Source organism: Hymenobacter sp. YIM 151858-1, from assembly GCF_025979705.1.
In the GTDB taxonomy this organism is placed as follows: domain Bacteria; phylum Bacteroidota; class Bacteroidia; order Cytophagales; family Hymenobacteraceae; genus Solirubrum.
This window is the reverse complement of sequence record NZ_CP110136.1, coordinates 1,306,601-1,325,020: the sequence shown is the minus strand read 5'-3', so window position 1 is coordinate 1,325,020 and position 18,420 is coordinate 1,306,601. Positions and strand designations below refer to the sequence as shown.

Annotated in this window: 13 protein-coding genes; 5 read left to right on the top strand and 8 right to left on the bottom strand. The window is 58.7% G+C overall.

The window, feature by feature from the left end:
* Window positions 1–102: 102 nt before the first annotated feature.
* The 8 genes from OIS50_RS05900 to OIS50_RS05865 all read right to left on the bottom strand — a co-directional run bounded on the left by OIS50_RS05900 (window position 103) and on the right by OIS50_RS05865 (window position 12,165).
* Window positions 103–1,935: a peptidoglycan D,D-transpeptidase FtsI family protein gene (locus OIS50_RS05900; protein WP_264693394.1), complete on the bottom strand. Its 1,833-nt coding sequence runs from the start codon at window positions 1,933–1,935 to the stop codon at window positions 103–105.
* Window positions 1,936–2,041: 106 nt separating this feature from the next.
* Entirely contained in the window at window positions 2,042–3,472 is a 1,431-nt protein-coding gene (locus OIS50_RS05895) for an APC family permease (protein ID WP_264693393.1), read from the bottom strand.
* Window positions 3,473–3,536: 64 nt separating this feature from the next.
* Window positions 3,537–4,085: an REP-associated tyrosine transposase gene (locus OIS50_RS05890; protein WP_264693392.1), complete on the bottom strand. Its 549-nt coding sequence runs from the start codon at window positions 4,083–4,085 to the stop codon at window positions 3,537–3,539.
* A 661-nt stretch (window positions 4,086–4,746) separates the two neighbouring features.
* Window positions 4,747–5,409 (bottom strand): hypothetical protein, encoded by a 663-nt coding sequence (locus tag OIS50_RS05885; RefSeq protein WP_264693391.1) that lies wholly within the window; start codon window positions 5,407–5,409, stop codon window positions 4,747–4,749.
* Between the two features lie 136 nt (window positions 5,410–5,545).
* Window positions 5,546–9,037: a methylmalonyl-CoA mutase family protein gene (locus OIS50_RS05880; protein ID WP_264693390.1), complete on the bottom strand. Its 3,492-nt coding sequence runs from the start codon at window positions 9,035–9,037 to the stop codon at window positions 5,546–5,548.
* A gap of 262 nt (window positions 9,038–9,299) precedes the next feature.
* Window positions 9,300–10,175, bottom strand: coding sequence for a carboxypeptidase-like regulatory domain-containing protein (locus OIS50_RS05875; protein WP_264693389.1), 876 nt, complete (start codon window positions 10,173–10,175; stop codon window positions 9,300–9,302).
* A 127-nt stretch (window positions 10,176–10,302) separates the two neighbouring features.
* Window positions 10,303–11,157: a carboxypeptidase-like regulatory domain-containing protein gene (locus OIS50_RS05870; protein WP_264693388.1), complete on the bottom strand. Its 855-nt coding sequence runs from the start codon at window positions 11,155–11,157 to the stop codon at window positions 10,303–10,305.
* Between the two features lie 141 nt (window positions 11,158–11,298).
* On the bottom strand, window positions 11,299–12,165 hold the full coding sequence (locus tag OIS50_RS05865) for a carboxypeptidase-like regulatory domain-containing protein (protein ID WP_264693387.1): 867 nt from the start codon (window positions 12,163–12,165) through the stop codon (window positions 11,299–11,301).
* A 281-nt stretch (window positions 12,166–12,446) separates the two neighbouring features.
* On the opposite strand from OIS50_RS05865, the gene lepA reads away from it, so the two are divergent.
* From lepA to OIS50_RS05840, 5 genes are all read left to right on the top strand, one after another.
* Window positions 12,447–14,234 (top strand): translation elongation factor 4, encoded by a 1,788-nt coding sequence (lepA, locus tag OIS50_RS05860; protein WP_264693386.1) that lies wholly within the window; start codon window positions 12,447–12,449, stop codon window positions 14,232–14,234.
* 3 nt (window positions 14,235–14,237) lie between these two features.
* Window positions 14,238–14,516 carry a hypothetical protein gene (locus OIS50_RS05855; protein ID WP_264693385.1) on the top strand — a complete coding sequence of 93 codons (279 nt, stop codon included), beginning with the start codon at window positions 14,238–14,240 and terminating at the stop codon, window positions 14,514–14,516.
* An 8-nt stretch (window positions 14,517–14,524) separates the two neighbouring features.
* The gene (locus OIS50_RS05850) at window positions 14,525–15,436 is read left to right on the top strand and encodes a bifunctional 5,10-methylenetetrahydrofolate dehydrogenase/5,10-methenyltetrahydrofolate cyclohydrolase (protein WP_264693384.1); all 912 of its coding nucleotides are present in this window, start codon (window positions 14,525–14,527) and stop codon (window positions 15,434–15,436) included.
* Window positions 15,437–15,650: 214 nt separating this feature from the next.
* Window positions 15,651–16,232 (top strand): 7-carboxy-7-deazaguanine synthase QueE, encoded by a 582-nt coding sequence (locus OIS50_RS05845; RefSeq protein WP_264694338.1) that lies wholly within the window; start codon window positions 15,651–15,653, stop codon window positions 16,230–16,232.
* Between the two features lie 11 nt (window positions 16,233–16,243).
* Window positions 16,244–18,184 (top strand): OmpA family protein, encoded by a 1,941-nt coding sequence (locus OIS50_RS05840; RefSeq protein ID WP_264693383.1) that lies wholly within the window; start codon window positions 16,244–16,246, stop codon window positions 18,182–18,184.
* Window positions 18,185–18,420: the final 236 nt, after the last annotated feature.

Below are 18,420 nucleotides of genomic sequence, written 5' to 3'. Positions count from 1 at the left end.
TGATAAACATAGAAGTTGAAATATGGTAAAGACGCGGCAAGCTATATAGATAATCTGTAATGAACGGCAGGCGCTGCATTACCGCTCCGGGTGCTGCAGCCGCTAATATTCCTCGCGCCGGGCCCGGTTCTGGATGCGCTTTTCCCAGCGCTTGCGCTTAGGCGCGATGCTGCCGCGCAGGTACTTCTCCATCACCAGCACGGCACAGGGGGCGGCGGCAGTGGCGCCAAACCCAGCGTTTTCGAGGTACACGGCCACGGCAATCTTGGGGTTGTCGGCCGGCGCGAAGCCCACAAAAGCCGCGTGGTCGTCGCCTTCGTCGTTTTCAACGGTCCCGGTTTTGCCCGCCACTTTAATTCCCACATCCGCCAGGCTCGAAGCATCGGCCGTGCCGCCGCGCTGCATCACGGCCACCATGCCGGGCACCAGCGCCGCGAAATGTACGCTGTCGACGAGGGTGCGGTGTTTTTGGGTGAAACGCGGCAACGGCCCGCTGCTGCCCACGCTGCGCACCAGATGGGGCGTGTAGTACCAGCCGCGGTTGGCAATAATGGCGGCCATGTTGGCCATCTGCAAGCCGGTTAGGTTGATTTCGCCCTGCCCGATGCTGAGCGAGTAAATGGAGCGGTAGGCCCAGTTGCGCGTACGTCGGGCTTTGTCGTAGTAAGCCGGGGTGGGCAGGTGCCCCGGCGCCTCGCGGGGCAAATCAACACCTAGGGGCGCGGCCAGGCCGAACGAGCGGGCGTAGCGGTGCCACATGGCCAGGTTGGCGTGGCGTGCCCCCACGGTATCACCCGCCAGCGTATCGGGCACGCAGTCGATCAGGCTTTGCATTACCCGGTAGAAGTACGGGTTGCAGCTGTACTTAAGGGCCGCCGTGAGGTTTTTGCCGGGCGGGTGGTGGTGTACGCAGTTCACCAGCGACTGGTCGCAGCGGAAAGCCGAGGCCGGCGTAAAGGCGTGCATCTGCAGCGCGATGGCCGCGTTGACGAGCTTGAACACCGAGCCGGGCGGGTTGGCCAGCATGGCCGGTCGGTTTAGCAGCGGCATGTCGTCGTGCTCCAGCAGCTTGGTGCGCACGCCGGCCTGGTCGGGCGCGGTAATGGTGCTGGCCTTGTACACCGGCCCCGACACATACGCCAGAATTTCGCCGGTACGCGGGTCGAGCGCCACCAGGTAGCCCTTGCGGCCGCCCATTAGCTTCTCGGCGTAGGTCTGCAGCTTCGCATCAAGGGTCAGGTGCAAATCCTGGCCCTGCTGAAAAGCTGTATCCTTGGCCCAACTGCCGTGCTGCTTGCCCTGGGCATCCAGCAACGGGTGCAGATAGCCGCGGTGCCCCGCCAGCAAGCCGTTGTAATACGTCTCGATGCCGCCGTTGCGCAGGCGGTAAAAGCGGCCGCGGCGGTAGCGCTTGGCCTGGTTGTAGAAGGCTTGTGCTTCGGCCCCTAGGTAGCCTAGCACGGGCGCGGCGGCCGGGGTGGTGTAGGTGCGCCTGGGTCTTTCCCACAAAGTAAGCTGGGGCACAGTGGTGCTGCTGTCGCGCCGCACGCGCTCGGCCTCGGCCTTGGTAAGGCTCAGCTGCACCTGGTAGCCGCGCGAGGCTTGGCCGTAGGGCAGGGCATCGGTTATGCGCCGGCGTACGGTGGTGGAGTCCCAACCCAGCAGCTCACCTAGGGCCAGGGTATCGAGCTTGCCGCGGCTGGGCAGTTTCAGCAGGTACTGCGTGCGGGTGTCAACCAGCACGGAATCGTGGCGGTCGAGGATGCGGCCGCGGTGGGGCTCGTCGGGCAATACCACGCGCTTGGCGGTGTAACGCACGCTTACGTTTTGGCCGGCCGTTGGGCCGCCGGTTTGCTGATCGGGCGAGGAGCAGGCCGCTAACAGCCAGAGCACCGCCAACCCGGCCCGTTTCGCGAAAGTGTAAACCGTACGCATGAGGTAAAGCTAGGCAATTGCCGGGCTTGCCCAGTTGCACCTAGGCAAGCGTATGCTTTCGGTAGCTCAACCACTGCCTGTTTTACCTGAAAGCGCCGCCCAGCACCTAGGCTTTGATGGCCGAAGCCCTGGCGACTTGTGCCCGAGCCTGTCGCACGAAATACAGGTAGAACGGCAGCCCGGTCAGGATCAGCCCTAGGCCCAGCAATGACTGCAGCGGCTGCGTTACCACCGTGTGGCAGGTAAAGGTGAGGGCAAACAGCAGCAGCACGATTTGCACGTACGGATAACCCGGCGGCCCCGGAATACGCCCTTGCCGCTTCATCTTGACCACGGCCGCGGCCATCAGGCCATAAAACAAAAAGGTGGCAAAGATGACCAAATCGGTCAGGCGCTCGAAGGTGCCGGAGATGATAAGCACCGTGCTCCAGGCCATGGTGAAGAACAAGGCCCGGTAGGGGGTGCGGTAGCGCGGATGCACTGCCGCCGCCGACCGGAAGAAAAACTGCTCCTGGGCCATGCGGAAATGCACCCGGCTGTGCGAGAGCAGCACCGCATTCAGCGTGCCGAATACGCTCATTAGTATCAGCAGCGACACCCCCGTTTTGCCCCACTTGCCCAGCAGGGCTTCGGCCACCACAGCGGCGCCAATCTCGTTCGGGCCAATGGCGGCCAGCTGGGGCAGCGGCAACGCCCGCAGGTAGGCGTAGTTGACGAGCACGTACAGCAGCACGGCCACCGTAACGCCACCAATAATGGCCCTGGGTACATTCCGGCGCGGGTTCTTGATTTCGCCTGTCACAAAGGACAGGTCAACCCAGCCATCGTAGGCCCAGAACACGCTGAGCAAGGCCCCAAAAAAAGCGCTGGCCAACGGCACCTCGCGCACGGGCGCCGCCACCGCAGCCACCTCCGCCGACCTAGGCGCCGCCAGGAAAGTACCCGCCAGCACCAGCAGCAGAATGCCCGCGATTTTGGCGGCCGTAAACGCGTTGCTCAGGTGCCCGCTGCCGCTCACGCCCCGATAGTTTACCCAGGTAAGCGCCGCCGCCGTGCCGATGGCTAGCAGCTTAATGCCCGAATCGGCGAAGGGGTAGATGAGCCCGCCAATGGATAGATGCGCCAAATCCTGCGCCGGGTTGGGCAGCGGCAGCAGCGAGTTGACGGATTGCGCGAAGATGAAGGCCAGCGCCGCCACCGAAGCCGAGCCGATAATGGAGAAGTCCGTCCAGCCGAACAGAAACGACGCGAAGTTGCCGAAGGAGAGGCGCAGGTATTCGTACACGCCGCCCGATTCTTCGGTGAGCGAAGCCATGCCCGACAGGTTCAGGGCTCCGCAGAGGGTAACGAGGCCGCCCGCAACCCAGGCCACGAGTATCCATTCCTCGCTCAAGCCGCTCTGCGCCAGCGGTACTATCTTCTTGAATACGCCGGAGCCGATTACGATACCGGCAACCAGCATCATGCCGCTCACGGCACCAAAGGCTCTGACTAGCGTTACGGGAGCCGCATCGGCTGACTTTTCTGGAACGTTCATGTTCCAAGGGTACCGGTTTTGGAGCTGCTGAGTTGTGCGGCAGGTTTGCTCTATTTAGTCTTCGCTACTGAATCAGCAATACATCCAATAAGCCGGAGCGACCGGCATAGTTACGAGCACTGCTGTACTGAAAGTCTTCGGGTGCGTCCACGAACCCAGCAACTACCGGATTACGATGTAAATAATCGAGTCGTTGGTGGCGCAGCTCATTGGAATAAAGCTCGATGGGGTGGTTGCCCTGCTGCCAAAACTGGTACTGCTCGTTGTGGCTGTTGCGCTGGCCGGCGCGTTCGAACATCCACAGCATCCACTCGCGGCGGCTTTCCTGCTGGTTTTGCTGGATGGCTTGCAGAATGGTTTTGGCGGTGTGCCGCTTCAAGTCACGCAGGATGGCCGACAGGCTGTCCTTCTCGCTGCTGATAATCAGATGGGCATGATTGGTCATCAGGCACCACGCGTACACCTCCAGCCCTTTGTGCCGCTGGCAGTAGCGCAGGCTGTCCACGAAGATGTCGTTATAAAGTCGCCGCGTAAAGACATCAATCCAGTTGACGGTGGCGAAGGACACAAAGTAGAGCTGCCGCGAATCCCGAATCTTGTATTTCTCACTCATGCCGATAAGGTAGCCGTTTGCCGGCTTTAGCTGGCGCGAGTTTAGCGTAGCGTAACTCGTGACCAGCCTTGCCGGGAGGCTGCGCCTCCCTCGTCAGAACGACCAACGCCTCCCGGATTAACAGGTTATCCAAGCGGCGCGTGGCCGGTTTGCCGCTGTTGGCGGCAGTGGAGGCGCAGCCTCCACCTCATAGCTGGTCACGAGTTACGCTGCGCTAAACTCGCGCCAGATGGGGAGCATAGTGGTGCAACACCTGCCGCAGCTGAAACGAGAAGTAACGCTGCCGCTGGCGGCCTAATGAGCACTATATTAAAGCAGCGCCGCCCGGATGAATCCAAGCGGCGCGGTACCGGCTTGTCGCCGGGGCGGCTGAGGCTTCTGTAGGATGACTGGTACGAGTTACGCTACGCTGAACTCGTACCAGTTGGGAGAGTTACGCTACGCTAAACTCGCGCCAGAGGGGGGCTGCGCCTGCCCCATCAGAACGAGCAACGCCGCTCAGATAGCACACTACCAAGCGGCGCGGTTCCGGCTTGCCGCTGTTGGCGGCAGTGGAGGCACAGCCCCCACATCAAGACTGGTCACGTGTTACGCTGCGCTAAACTCGCGCCAGAATGGGTCACGAGTTACGTTTCACTAAACTCGCGCCACATTGAGCGATTTATCTCCTTCTTTTTATGATGCCAAAATTTATTAGTGGCTCGGCAATTTCATAGGCTTCACTAGGAGTGAAATTTGAGTTGTTCAAATTGTCAGCAATCTTAGTTCCGAATATTTGCTGAAATGTGTGATTAAACAACTGAGCGCTTTGCGCATCATACACCATTTTTTGTATAGCTCTTGCGGTTCTTTTTTTGTTTTTTCCATCTTTGATAAGTTCATTTATCTCATGTACTTTTATCGCATATAGCTTCTGACTATCTGTTGTTGAGTTTATTTTACTGAAATACTTATTGTAAAAATTATTTAATAAATTATCTTTTGCATTGTTTTTGTGTTTGGATAAATTAGCTAGAATATTAAAATTTAAATCATTGTCCTTGTGCAATATTAAAAAATCGTCTGATATCATGTAGCAGTTGAAGACATTAATTGAGATAGTTTCTATGACAAGAGTATCGTTGTCAACTATAAATTCCCATTTGCCGGATGTGCCTTCCCCATTTATGGATATCACTAACCTTTTGTCATCAAGAAAAGAGTAAACAGTCTTTTCTTGCTCTTGGCTGAGCAATAGCCATTGAGTGTCAGTTAGCGTGTTTTTGAGCTTCAAAATATCAGCCTTATTGATGAGTCGGTCTAAACTCCTTTTGAAAATACTCATTTTACGGTTTGTCGGTGACGTGACAGGATTTGCTTGAGGTGTGTGCGTAAATTCCTCTTATTTTGGCTGAACGGAAACGGGTGCCACCTCAGCAAGGTAGCACCCGTTTCATTTCAGCCAAAGCTGCCGGAGCAGCCTACATATTCCGCCGGTACTGACCGCCAACTTCAAACAGCGCATTGGTAATCTGCCCAAGCGAGCAGGACTTCACCGTTTCCATCAGCTCCTCAAAGAGGTTCTCGTTCTGCACGGCCTTCTGCTGCAGGCGCTTCAGGGCATTATCTGCCGTGTCGCGGTTGCGGGTGTGCAGGTTCTGCAGCATCGAAATCTGGTACTGCTTTTCCTCCTCGGTGGCGCGGATAACCTCGGCCGGCTGCACCGTGGGCGAGCCTTTCGAAGAGAGGAAGGTGTTCACGCCGATGATGGGCAGCTCGCCGGTGTGCTTCTGCATCTCGTAGTAGAGGCTTTCCTCCTGGATTTTGCCGCGCTGGTACATGGTTTCCATGGCGCCCAGCACGCCGCCGCGCTCCGTGATGCGGTCGAACTCGGCCATTACGGCTTCCTCCACCAGGTCGGTCAGTTCCTCGATGATGAACGAGCCCTGCAGCGGGTTCTCGTTCTTGGCCAAGCCCAGCTCGCGGTTGATGATGAGCTGAATGGCCATGGCCCGGCGCACCGACTCTTCGGTAGGCGTGGTAATGGCCTCGTCGTAGGCGTTGGTGTGCAGCGAGTTGCAGTTGTCGTAGATGGCGTACAGCGCCTGCAGCGTGGTGCGGATATCGTTGAAGTCGATTTCCTGCGCGTGCAAGGAGCGGCCCGAGGTCTGGATGTGGTATTTCAACATCTGCGAGCGGGAGTTGGCGCTGTACTTCAGCTTCATGGCCTTGGCCCAGATGCGGCGTGCCACGCGGCCCATCACCGAGTACTCGGGGTCCATGCCGTTCGAGAAGAAGAACGACAGGTTGGGAGCGAAGTCGTTCACATCCATGCCGCGGCTCACGTAGTACTCCACGAAGGTGAAGCCGTTGGAGAGCGTGAGGGCCAGCTGGGTAATGGGGTTGGCGCCGGCCTCGGCAATGTGGTAGCCCGAAATCGATACGGAGTAGAAGTTCCGCACCTTATTGGTGATGAAGTACTGCTGCACGTCGCCCATGAGGCGCAGCGAGAACTCCGTGGAGAAGATGCAGGTGTTCTGGGCCTGGTCTTCCTTCAGGATGTCGGCCTGCACGGTGCCGCGTACTTGCGAGAGCGTGCGGGCTTTGATTTCCTGGTACACCTCGGCGGGCAGCACCTGGTCGCCGGTTACGCCGAGCAGCATCAGACCTAGGCCGTCGTTGCCCTCGGGCAGCTGGCCTTGGTAGCGCGGGCGCTCCTGACCCAGGGCCTGGTAGATCTGTTTGATCTTCTCGTCAACCTCAGCCTCCAAGCCATGCTGCTTGATGTACAGCTCGCACTGCTGATCGATGGCGGCGTTCATAAAGAAAGCAGCTAGCGTAGCGGCCGGGCCGTTGATGGTCATCGACACCGAGGTAACCGGGTCGGCGAGGTTGAAGCCGGAGTACAGCTTCTTGGCGTCGTCGAGGCAGCAGATGCTCACGCCCGAGTTGCCAATCTTGCCGTAAATGTCGGGGCGCAGGTCGGGGTCTTCGCCGTAGAGCGTTACCGAGTCAAACGCCGTGCTCAGGCGCTTGGCGGGCAGGCCAGCCGATACGTAGTGGAAGCGGCGGTTAGTGCGCTCGGGGCCACCTTCGCCGGCAAACATACGCGTGGGGTCTTCGCCTTCGCGCTTGAAGGGGAACACGCCGGCGGTGTAGGGAAACTCGCCCGGTACGTTTTCCTGCAGCATCCACTTCAGCAGGTCGCCCCAGGCCTCGTAGCGTGGGGTGGCCACTTTGGGCACTTGCAGGTGCGAGAGGGTTTCGGAGTGCGTTTTGATGCGGATTTCCTTGTCGCGCACCTTAAAGATGAACTCCGGGGCTTTGTAGGCGGCTACTTTTTGCGGCCAGGTCTCCAGGAGTCGCCAGTTTTGCCCGTCCAGCCGGAGCTTGATTTCCTCGAAGGCTTTCTCCAGGCCGGTTGCGAGTTCGGCTGGTTGGGGTCCGTGGCTGCTGCTCCCCCCGGCTCCGTGAGCGGTTGCTCCTCCGCTGCCGAGGCTTCGAACGGCTTCGATGCTTCGCTGGATTCCGTAGAGTTGCTGAGCGGTTTCGGCTTGTTTATCGACCCACTGGTCATACTGACGAATCGTTTCGGTGATTTCGGAGAGATAACGCGTGCGGTGGGGCGGAATGATATACACCTTTTCGCTGGCAGCCTCCGAAGTTTCGAGCTGCGAGCTGAAAGTAGCCCCGGTTTTCCGCTCGATGGTTGCCAGCACGGCCCGGTACAGGCGGTTCATGCCCGGGTCGTTGAATTGCGAAGCAATGGTGCCGTATACGGGCAACTCGTCCGTCGGACGGTCCCAGAGCTGGTGGTTGCGCTGGTACTGCTTGCGTACGTCGCGCAGGGCATCCTGAGCGCCGCGCTTATCGAACTTGTTTAGCGCGATGACATCGGCGAAATCGAGCATATCGATTTTCTCCAGCTGCGTGGCGGCGCCGTACTCGGGCGTCATCACGTAGAGGCTGGCATCGGAGTGCTCGATGATTTCGGTATCGCTCTGGCCAATGCCCGAAGTTTCGAGAATGATCAGGTCGAAATCGGCGGCGCGCACCACGTCCACGGCGTCCTGCACATACTTGCTCAGGGCCAGGTTGCTCTGGCGGGTGGCAAGGCTGCGCATATACACGCGCGGGTTGTTGATGGCGTTCATCCGGATACGGTCGCCAAGGAGGGCGCCGCCGGTTTTGCGCTTCGAGGGGTCGACCGAAATGATGGCAATGGTCTTGTCGGGGAAGTCGAGCAGGAAGCGGCGCACCAGCTCATCCACCAACGACGACTTACCGGCACCGCCGGTACCGGTGATACCTAGGATGGGAGCCTTCTTAGTTTGAGAGTTAGCGAGGGTGGGAGTTTGTGAGTTGTTCGACTCAGCTCCGTTCTCGCTCTGCTGGAACTCGGCAACCAGCTGTTGCTTCACCTTCTCGTACTCCTCGGGGAAGTTCTCGGCAGCCGAGATGAGGCGACCTAGGCTCAGGGCGTCTTTCTCCTTTACGTGCTTGGCTTCGCCGTTCAGGTTTTTGCCCGTCGGGAAGTCGGCCTTTTCGAGCAGGTCGTTGATCATGCCCTGCAGGCCCATGGCGCGGCCGTCGTCGGGCGAGTAGATGCGCGTAATGCCGTAGCCGTGCAGCTCTTCAATTTCGGAGGGCAGAATTACCCCGCCGCCGCCACCAAATATTTTGATGTGGCCGGCGCCCCGCTCCTTGAGCAGGTCGTACATGTATTTGAAGAACTCGTTGTGGCCGCCCTGGTACGAGGTAATAGCAATGGCTTGGGCGTCTTCCTGAATGGCGCAGTCGACGATTTCCTGCACCGAACGGTTGTGCCCTAGGTGAATTACTTCGGCACCTGAGGCTTGGATGATGCGGCGCATGATGTTGATGGCCGCGTCGTGGCCGTCGAACAACGCCGCCGCCGTTACGATGCGGACGTGGTTTTGTGGTTTATAAGGAGCTACGGGAGCTGGGTGCATGGTAGATTCCGAACGAGTGGGATTTTGGAGTGGCTAAAGTACGAAAAAGCCCCGGCGGGGTAGGCGCGGGGCTTACAAGTGTTAGCCAACCGTTCTTAGCTCGTAAGCAAAACAGGTTTTCGAAAGGTTTCAGCGCATGGCGCAGACTTGCCTAAGCAGATAGAGTTTAGGGGCAGTAACTTACTAAGCTGGTGCTTCAGAGCGCAAGAGCAGTATTTGAGGTAGGCTTAAGAAACCCTGACTTCAACTGGTTAACCCTCGGTTACTCTGCGGGGCTCGCGGCCGTTACGTAAAGGCTCAGGCTCGCCCGCAGGCTATGCCATTTGTCGGCCGATTTGTCGCGGTACACCATGCGATGCAAGGGGCCTAGGGGAGCGGGCATCAGCAAGCTTTGCCAGGGGCGTTGCGGGTCGGGCGAGCCTTCCAGCCACTCCAGCGTCACGGCTACCCGGTTGTGGTTGCCGGTGGCAATGTGGTAGGGGCGTAAGTCGAGGTGCTGCCAGCCTTTGGCATTATCGGGCAACACGTAGTGCACATCTTGGGTGAGCAGGGAAGCAGCGGGGTTATCGTCGGCATCCAAGCTCCGCACATTTAAGCGCAATCGTACGCTGCGGAAGGTGTTTTCGCCGATGTAAAAGTGCACGTCTTCAATCTCGCTCAGCGGCCGAATGCGCAGTACCGCGCCCACTTCGCGGCCTAATTTGCGGGCCGGATCGGTGTCGCCGTTGATGTGAAAGTTGTAGTACGTAATGCTAAACGAGCCATCGTGGCCTATGCGTCGGCGCTTCCAACCCGATCCGCGAACGGTTACGGTGCTTAACTCATGCGTGAGCGGCGTGAGGCGCACGGTGGCTTGCTGCTGCAACTGGCTAAGCAGGAGTTTGCGCGGCGCGTAGCCTACGCACGTCACGACTACGGTATCAGAAGGCAGGGCGGCGGCAAGTGCCCTGAGGCTGAATTGGCCTTCGGCATCGGCCACCGTACCTAGGGGCTTCAGCTTGACACCTACGGAAGCAAAGGGCACCGCTGCACCGGTTCGGGCATCGAGCACTTGTGGCTGGGGTTGTTGCGGCGAAACGTGCGCGCAGGACAGCAGGGCATAAAGCAGGCTGCTGGGCTTGAGCCAGGCAATAATCATAGGCAGGGTAGCAATTGGCTTGCCCTGTCGGGAGTCAGCAACAAGCTCGGCTGGTTGCATGCAGGCACTCCTTCGGGTGAGTAGCAAATGTGCTTGCCCCGAAAGCTAGCCCGCTTCGCGTTGTCGGTTACTCCGTGAGCAGCTCGAAGTACAGGCTAGGTTGCATGGCATGAATCGTCCAGGCGGCTTCGCTGTTTTCGCGCTCCAGCATCACCTGCTTGGGCTGGCGCTTCACCGGCACCGAAAAATATTTCTTCTGGGGCTCGGCAGTTTCGCTTTGCAGCCACTGAATGGTAGCCGCCACGGGCTGCGCCTCGAGGTTTATATTATAGGAGCGCAGATCAACCGTGAGCCAGCCCTTCTGCTTGGGCCACACTTTTAATTGCACATCTTGCTGCAACAAGGCCTTGCCGGGCTTGCCCTGCTCGTAGGCGTACAGATTCAGGCGGAAGCGCAACAGCTCGTAGTTGTTGTCGTGCAAATACACGTGAAACTCCTCCAGCACGGCCGGTTTGGCGGGGTGCAGCACGGCGCCGAGTTCCCAGCCCCATTCATCGTCGACGGTGTTCTTGCCGCTTGAGCCCGCCACCCAGCGCAGGTCGCCCTTAGCGGTTTTCCGACCTAGGGTAGCGGGCCTGACCCTTCGGTGCGCCACCACCACGTTTTCGAGGGTTTGCTCCTGGGGCATCAACCGCACCACGCGCTGCCCGGCGGCCACGTGAGCGGGCAAGAGCAGCGCGCGCGAAAACCCGATGCTCGTTACCACCACCGTATCGGCGAAGTTATCGGGCAGGCGCAGGAGGTAGCGGCCGTTTTCGTCGGCTACGGTGCCCAGCCCGCGGCGCGGCACGCCCAGGGTGGCAAAGGGCACGGGCTGGCCCGTGCGCGCATTCAGCACCTGGCCCTCCACGGGCAAGTGCTGCCCATGGGCCGTTACCGATAAAGCACCTAGGTATAGGGTGGCGAGTAGCCGTCGAATCATCAGCCTGCAAACAGAAGCCTGCAGGCGTAGTGCACCCCATGCGCACCCGTCGGGCTCTCCTGACCTAGGGCAAAGTTATTGTCCTGCGCTGCCGCTTGGGTTGCCTCCGAAAAATATTGCGGCGTGTAGGTGCCGCAGGGGCTAGTCGTACTCCTGCACGGCCAGATACATGCTGGCATTGACGGGGAAGGTGCGCCACTCCGCTTCGCTTTTGTCGCGCACTACGGCCCGGTGCGTAGCCGACGGAAAGGCCCCGGGCCCGCCAAACCTGCTGCTCTCGGGGTGTAGCTTTTCGCCCTGCAACCACTGAATGCCCGCCGCCACGGTTTGTCCTTTGTGCAGCTGCAGGTTGTACTGGCGCAGATCGACGCTGGCCCAGCCGGTTTGCCCGCTCGGCACGGTAAACTGAATGTCCTGCGTGAGTAGGGGCTTAGTGGGTTTGCCGTTTGCTACTTCGTAGAGCATAAACCGCAGGCGCACCAGCTTAAACTCATTGTCCTCGAGGTAAAAGTGGAAGCCATCGATGTAGCCGTTGTGCCGAACCGGCAGAATGGTGGCAACTTCCCAGCCGCGCTCATCGTCGCCTACGGCGGCAAGGTCGCGGGTTTGGGTGTTCCAGTGCGCGGTGCCCTTTTCCACTTTTCCACCTAGGGTAGCCGGGCGTACGCGCCCGTGCTTCACCTGCACCTCCTGCAAGGGCTGGGCCACCGGCTGCAACTCCCACGCCTGGGGCTGGCTGCGCAGCCCTGCTACGGTAGTGCGGCACGCGCGGTAGCCGATACAGGAGATGATAACGGAATCGGCACCGGTGATGCTGGCCGACGTGTTCAGGACAAAGTTGCCGGCCGCATCGGTGGTGGTGCCTACGGGTTTGCCTTTCACGCCTACGGTAGCAAAAGCCACCGCACTGCCCGATTGGGCGGCTACTACCCGCCCTTTCAGCTGCTGGGCCTGCAAGGGCAGCCCGGCACCTAGGGCCGCAAAAATCAAAAGTGAGCTACGAAACATGGGCTGAGAGAATATTTCAGGCAAGAGTGCGCCGCCGCTGCAAAGGTTGCCTGACAGTGCTTGCGGAGCGAAATCATTGCCGCTCCAGTGGCTCGGCAGCAGCCCGAAATGCTGGCTTACGCAACCGGCCCTGGAATATCGCGCCGCCGTAATTTTGTGGAACTCTGGCCCGCATAGCACGGTTGCCAACTCACAGCCAACGGCCTTGTTGGGGCGTTCCGTAGCAATTGCGGCCCCAAAACGCTACCTTCGTGGCTGCATAAAGCCTTATTTCAAGCCGAGTGAAGAACATTCGCAACTTCTGCATCATCGCCCACATCGACCACGGCAAAAGCACGCTGGCCGACCGCCTGCTGGAATTTACCAGCACGGTGAGTCAGCGCGAGATGCAGGCGCAGCTGCTCGACAACATGGATTTGGAGCGGGAGCGGGGCATCACCATCAAGAGCCACGCTATCCAGATGCAATTCCCCTACAAAGGGGAGATGTACACGCTTAACCTGATTGATACCCCCGGCCACGTCGACTTCAGCTACGAAGTGTCGCGCTCCATAGCCGCCTGCGAAGGCGCCCTGCTGATCGTTGACGCCTCGCAAGGCATCGAAGCCCAGACCATCTCGAACCTGTACCTGGCCATCGGCGCCGATCTGGAAATTATTCCGGTTCTGAACAAGATCGACCTGCCACACGCCATGCCGGAGGAGGTTTCGGACGAAATCGTGGACCTGATCGGCTGCAAGCACGAAGATATTATTCACGCTTCGGGCAAAGCCGGTATTGGTATCGAAGAAATTCTGAACGCCATTGTGGAGCGTATTCCTTCGCCCTCCGGCGACCCGGAAGCTCCCCTGCAGGCCCTGATTTTCGACTCCGTTTTCAACTCGTACCGCGGCATCGAAGTGCTGTTCCGCATCAAGAACGGCACCATGCGCAAGGGCGACAAGCTGCGCTTCCTCGCCACCGGCAAGGAGTACGGCGCCGATGAAATCGGGGTATTGAAGCTGAACCAGGAGCCCCGCGGCGAAATGTCGGCGGGCAACGTAGGCTACCTGATTTCGGGCATTAAAGAAGCCCGCGAGGTAAAAGTAGGCGACACCATTACGCACGTAGCGCGCCCCACACAGGAGGCCATTGTGGGCTTTGAGGACGTGAAACCAATGGTATTCGCCGGCATTTACCCGGTTGATACCACCGAATACGAAGAGCTGCGCTCCTGCATGGAAAAGCTGCAGCTCAACGATGCCTCGCTGGTGTGGGAGCCCGAAACCTCGGCGGCTCTGGGCTTCGGCTTCCGTTGCGGTTTCCTGGGTATGCTGCACATGGAAATTGTGCAGGAGCGCCTGGAGCGCGAGTTTAACATGACGGTGATTACCACTGTGCCTTCGGTGCAGTTTAAGGTAATCAGCAACCGCGACGAGCTCAAAATGGTATCGGCCCCGAGCGAAATGCCCGAGCCCAACCTAATCAAGCACATCGAGGAGCCCTACATCAAGGCGCAGATCATCACGGCCGCCGAATTTGTGGGCCCGATCATCACGCTGTGCATGGAAAAGCGCGGCCTTATCAAGGGTCAGTCGTACCTCACCTCGGAGCGGGTGGAGCTGTCGTTTGAGCTGCCGCTGTCGGAAATCGTGTTCGACTTCTTCGATAAGCTGAAGACCATCTCGCGCGGTTACGCCTCGCTCGACTACGAGCTGATCGGTTTCCGCCAGTCCGACATGGTGAAGCTGGACGTGATGCTCAACGGCGAGAAGGTAGATGCCTTGTCGGCCATTGTGCACCGCTCCAAGAGCTACGACTGGGGCAAGCGCCTGTGCGAAAAGCTGAAAGAGCTGCTGCCCCGCCAGATGTTCGAAATTGCCATCCAGGCCGCCATCGGTCAGAAGATCGTAGCCCGCGAAACCGTGAAAGCCCTGCGCAAAAACGTAATTGCCAAGTGCTACGGCGGCGACATCTCGCGTAAGCGCAAGCTGCTCGAAAAACAAAAGGAGGGTAAGAAACGGATGCGCCAAGTGGGCTCCGTGGAAATTCCGCAAGAAGCCTTCCTGGCTGTTTTGAAAATCGACTAGCCTTTGAAAACGCGCCGCCGAAGCGGCGCGTTTTTTTTACCCTTTGCTTTTCACTTCATGCAATTCTTGCAAAAGCGCTGTGTGATAAAACCAAACGATATGAACAACGCCTTGACCAAGAATTGCACGAGCGAAGCCCAATTGGAGAAAATCCGCCGCGGCCAGGAGCTAAAATTCCGGTGGCGGAGCGACTGGCCGGCGATGGAAGCCGCTCTCCTCCAGGCCGGCCGCGAGGCCATTGCTCTTAATAACGGAACCCATAACCCTAACCCGGCAGAATAGGAACAACCATGACCACTGTCCCCGACGCTACGACCTACCGCCTCATCGACGGCAAACAGACCGCCGAGAACATCAAGCAGGAAATTGCCGCCGAGGTTACGCGCTTCAAAGAAGCCGGCCAGAAAGTACCGCACCTAGCGGCCGTGCTCGTCGGCCACGACGGCGGCTCCGAGACCTATGTGCGCAACAAGGTACTGGCCTGCGAGTCCGCTGGTTTCGGCTCAACACTCATCCGTTTCGAAGACGACATCACCGAAGCCCAACTGCTGCAGAAGGTCGATGACTTGAACAACGACCCGGAAATTGACGGCTTCATCGTGCAGCTGCCACTGCCCAAGCACATCGACCCGAATAAGGTTATCGAGGCCATCAAGCCTGAGAAGGACGTTGATGGTTTCCACCCGATGAACATTGGCCGCATGGTGGCTGGCTTGCCCGCCTTGCTGCCTGCCACGCCTTCGGGCATAGTAGAGCTGCTGCGCCGCTACGAGCTGCCCACCGACGGCAAACATTGCGTGGTTATCGGGCGCTCCAATATCGTAGGTACGCCAGTTAGCATACTGCTGGCTAAGAACTTGGAGCCTGGCAACTGCACCGTTACTTTATGCCACTCGCGCACCCAGGATTTGCCCAGCATTACCCGCACGGCCGACATTCTGGTAGCAGCCCTAGGTCGGCCGGGCTTTGTTACGGCCGACATGGTAAAGCCCGGCGCGGTAGTGATTGACGTGGGTACCACGCGGGTGGAAGACGCTAGCAAGAAAAGCGGCTGGGCCCTGCGCGGCGACGTGGATTTTGCCTCAGTGGCTCCGCTCACCAGCTACATTACGCCCGTGCCCGGCGGTGTGGGGCCCATGACGATTGCCATGCTGCTACTGAACACGCTGCGCGCCGCCAAGGGCGAGATTTACGCAAAATAGCTACGGCTCCGGCTTCGGGAATTGCCAAAGCCGTTGGGTTGTTCTAATTTTAATGTTGGGCCGCTAAGAGGCGAGATAATCCCGCAGAGGATGATTTCCGTTTACTCAGCGGCCCAACTTGTTTTCTTGCGCATACCGTACCGTTTTGACTTACCCGCCGCTTACCGTTTTATCATCTGCTCCGCTGGCATCGGCTACCTTGGCCTTGCCCGTGATGGAGCAGTTTTATACTATCCAAGGCGAAGGCGCCAACGCTGGTCGGGCGGCCTATTTTATTCGCTTGGGTGGTTGCGACGTAGGCTGCCATTGGTGCGACGTGAAAGAATCGTGGGATGCCGACGCGCACCCGCGGCTGACCATCGAAAGCCTGATTGCGGAGGTGCAACAACACCCCGGCCGCAATGTAGTGGTAACGGGCGGTGAGCCGCTGATGCACGACCTCGGGCCGCTTACCCGCGCGTTGCACGCGGCCGGCTGCCAAAACTGGATTGAAACATCCGGGGCGCACCCGCTATCCGGCGAGTGGGACTGGATATGTGTTTCGCCCAAAAAATTCAAGGCGCCGCTGCCCGAGGTGTTGATACACGCCCACGAGCTGAAAGTGGTGGTATTCAACAAAAGCGATTTTGCCTGGGCCGAGCAACACGCCGCCTTGGTAGGCCCTGACTGCCGCCTGTTTTTGCAGCCCGAATGGAGCAAAGCGGCCGCCGTTACCCCGCTCATCATCGATTACGTGAAGCAGCACCCCCAATGGCAGGTGTCGCTGCAAACGCATAAGTACCTCGATATTCCTTAGCCACCTTGCCCATGCGCCGTTTGCTGCTACCCCTTGCGGTTGTAGCTGCCGGTAGCCTGCTGCCCATGCAGTACGCTGCCGCGCAAGCTCAGGTACCCATTGCCAATACCAAGGCCCGCAACCTGTGGGACAAGGCGCAGCAACAAGTCAAGGACCGGGACTTTGCGAAGGCGTTGGAAACCCTAACCACGCTGAACCAGAAGTTTCCGTCGATGGCGGAGGGTTTTCTGCTGAAAGGGCAGCTCTACAAGGCGATGGGCGAAACCCGACCGGCCTACGAAGCCTACCGGGAAGGGGTTGAAAAAGCGGCATTTGCCCCTGCCCGCATGAACGATTACTTTAACCTAGGCGAGCTGGCAATCGGGCTGGGGGAGTACCAGGTGGCAAAGGCTGCGTACGAAAATTACCTTAAGGCCGCTCCCAAAGGGCAGCGCTACATCGGGCGGGCTCAGTTGCAGCTGAAGAACTGTGATTTTGCCATCAACTCCATGGCAAACCCGGTGGGCAAAGTGCCCGAGCGTTTGGGGGCGCCGCTTAATACCTTCCGGTTTCAGTATTTCCCGGCTGTTACGGCCGATAACCGCTTTTTGGTGTTTACGGCACGCAAAACCGCCGACTCCGATGAAGATATCGTGGTGAGCCGCCTCGAGAAAGATGGCTCCTTTGGGGAGCCGTCGCTGATATCGGCGGCTATTAACTCGCAGTTCAACGAGGGTGCGGGCTCCATTTCCGGCGATGGTAAAACTTTGGTTTTTGCCTCTTGCGACCGGCCCGGCGCAGTAGGCAACTGCGACTTGTACATTTCGCGCCGCACGGGCAATGCTTGGAGCAAGCCGCGCAACCTCGGGCGCAACGTCAACTCGGCCAATTGGGACTCCCAGCCTACCTTGTCGGCCGACGGCCGCACGCTCTATTTCACCTCCGACCGCCGCGGCGGGCAGGGCAAGGAGGACATCTACGTGACTACCCTGCAGGAAGACGGCACCTGGAGCCTGGCCCGCAACCTAGGGGCTCCCGTGAACACGGCCGGCAAGGACATGGCGCCGTTCATCCACGCCAGCGGCACCACGCTCTACTACGTTACCGATGGGCTGGTGGGCATGGGCGGGCTCGACATCTACAAAAGCAGCCTGAATGGCGGCAAGTGGTCGGAGCCGCAAAACCTAGGGTACCCCCTGAATACCTACGAAAACGAAGCCTCGCTTTTCATCTCGTCGGATAACCGCCGGGGCTTCTGCTCGCGCACGCGCCCCGCCGAGGCGGCCGTAGCCGAGCGCGACCGGCCCGTGGAGCTGTTTGGGTTTGAGGTGCCCCAGCAGGTTCGCTCGCAGGAGCAAAGCACCTACGCGCAGGGCCGCGTGTTCGATGCGGTGACCAAAAAGCCGCTGCAGGCCGATGTGCAGCTTTACGACTTGCGCACCGACGAGCTGACGCAGTCGGTGACGAGCGACCCGGTAGAGGGCGACTACACCGTGGTACTCAACGAAGGCCACCAGTACGGCATGTACGCCGTGGCCGACAAGTACCTGATGAAAAGCCTCAACTTCGACTACTCTGATAAACGCAGCTTCGACCCGCTGACGCTGGACATTTACCTGGAGCCCGTGAAGGCCGGCCGCAGCATTGTGCTCAACAACCTGTTCTTCGACACCAAGCAGTACGCCTTAAAGCCCAACTCGAAGACGGAGCTCAACCGGCTCATCAAATTTATGGGCCAATACCCGGATATTCAGGTAGAAATATCGGGCCATACCGACGACGTTGGTACCGATTCGGATAACCTGGCGCTATCGAAAAACCGGGCAAAATCGGTGTATAACTACCTTGTTGAGCACGGCGTAAAGGCCGAAAGGCTCCGTTTCAAGGGTTTTGGCGAAACCAAGCCCTTGGCACCTAATACCTCCGACGAAAACCGACAGCAGAACCGGCGCATCGAGCTCAGCATTCTGTAGTCAGGATCCTCTACATCCTAGGTTAAGTACCAAAGCCAGCCTCAAAAGGGCTGGCTTTTTTTATTCTTTCGTTAGTGCAATTGTGCTTTGCAGTGAGCATTGCACCCAGCGAGTATAAAATGCTAATAACGAGACTAATGTATTGCTTACGTACAAGGCTTACGCGAGAATAGTTATAATTTTTCTTTTTTATTTTAAATTTCTTTCTACATTTGGCCCAGTCCGATACTCATCCG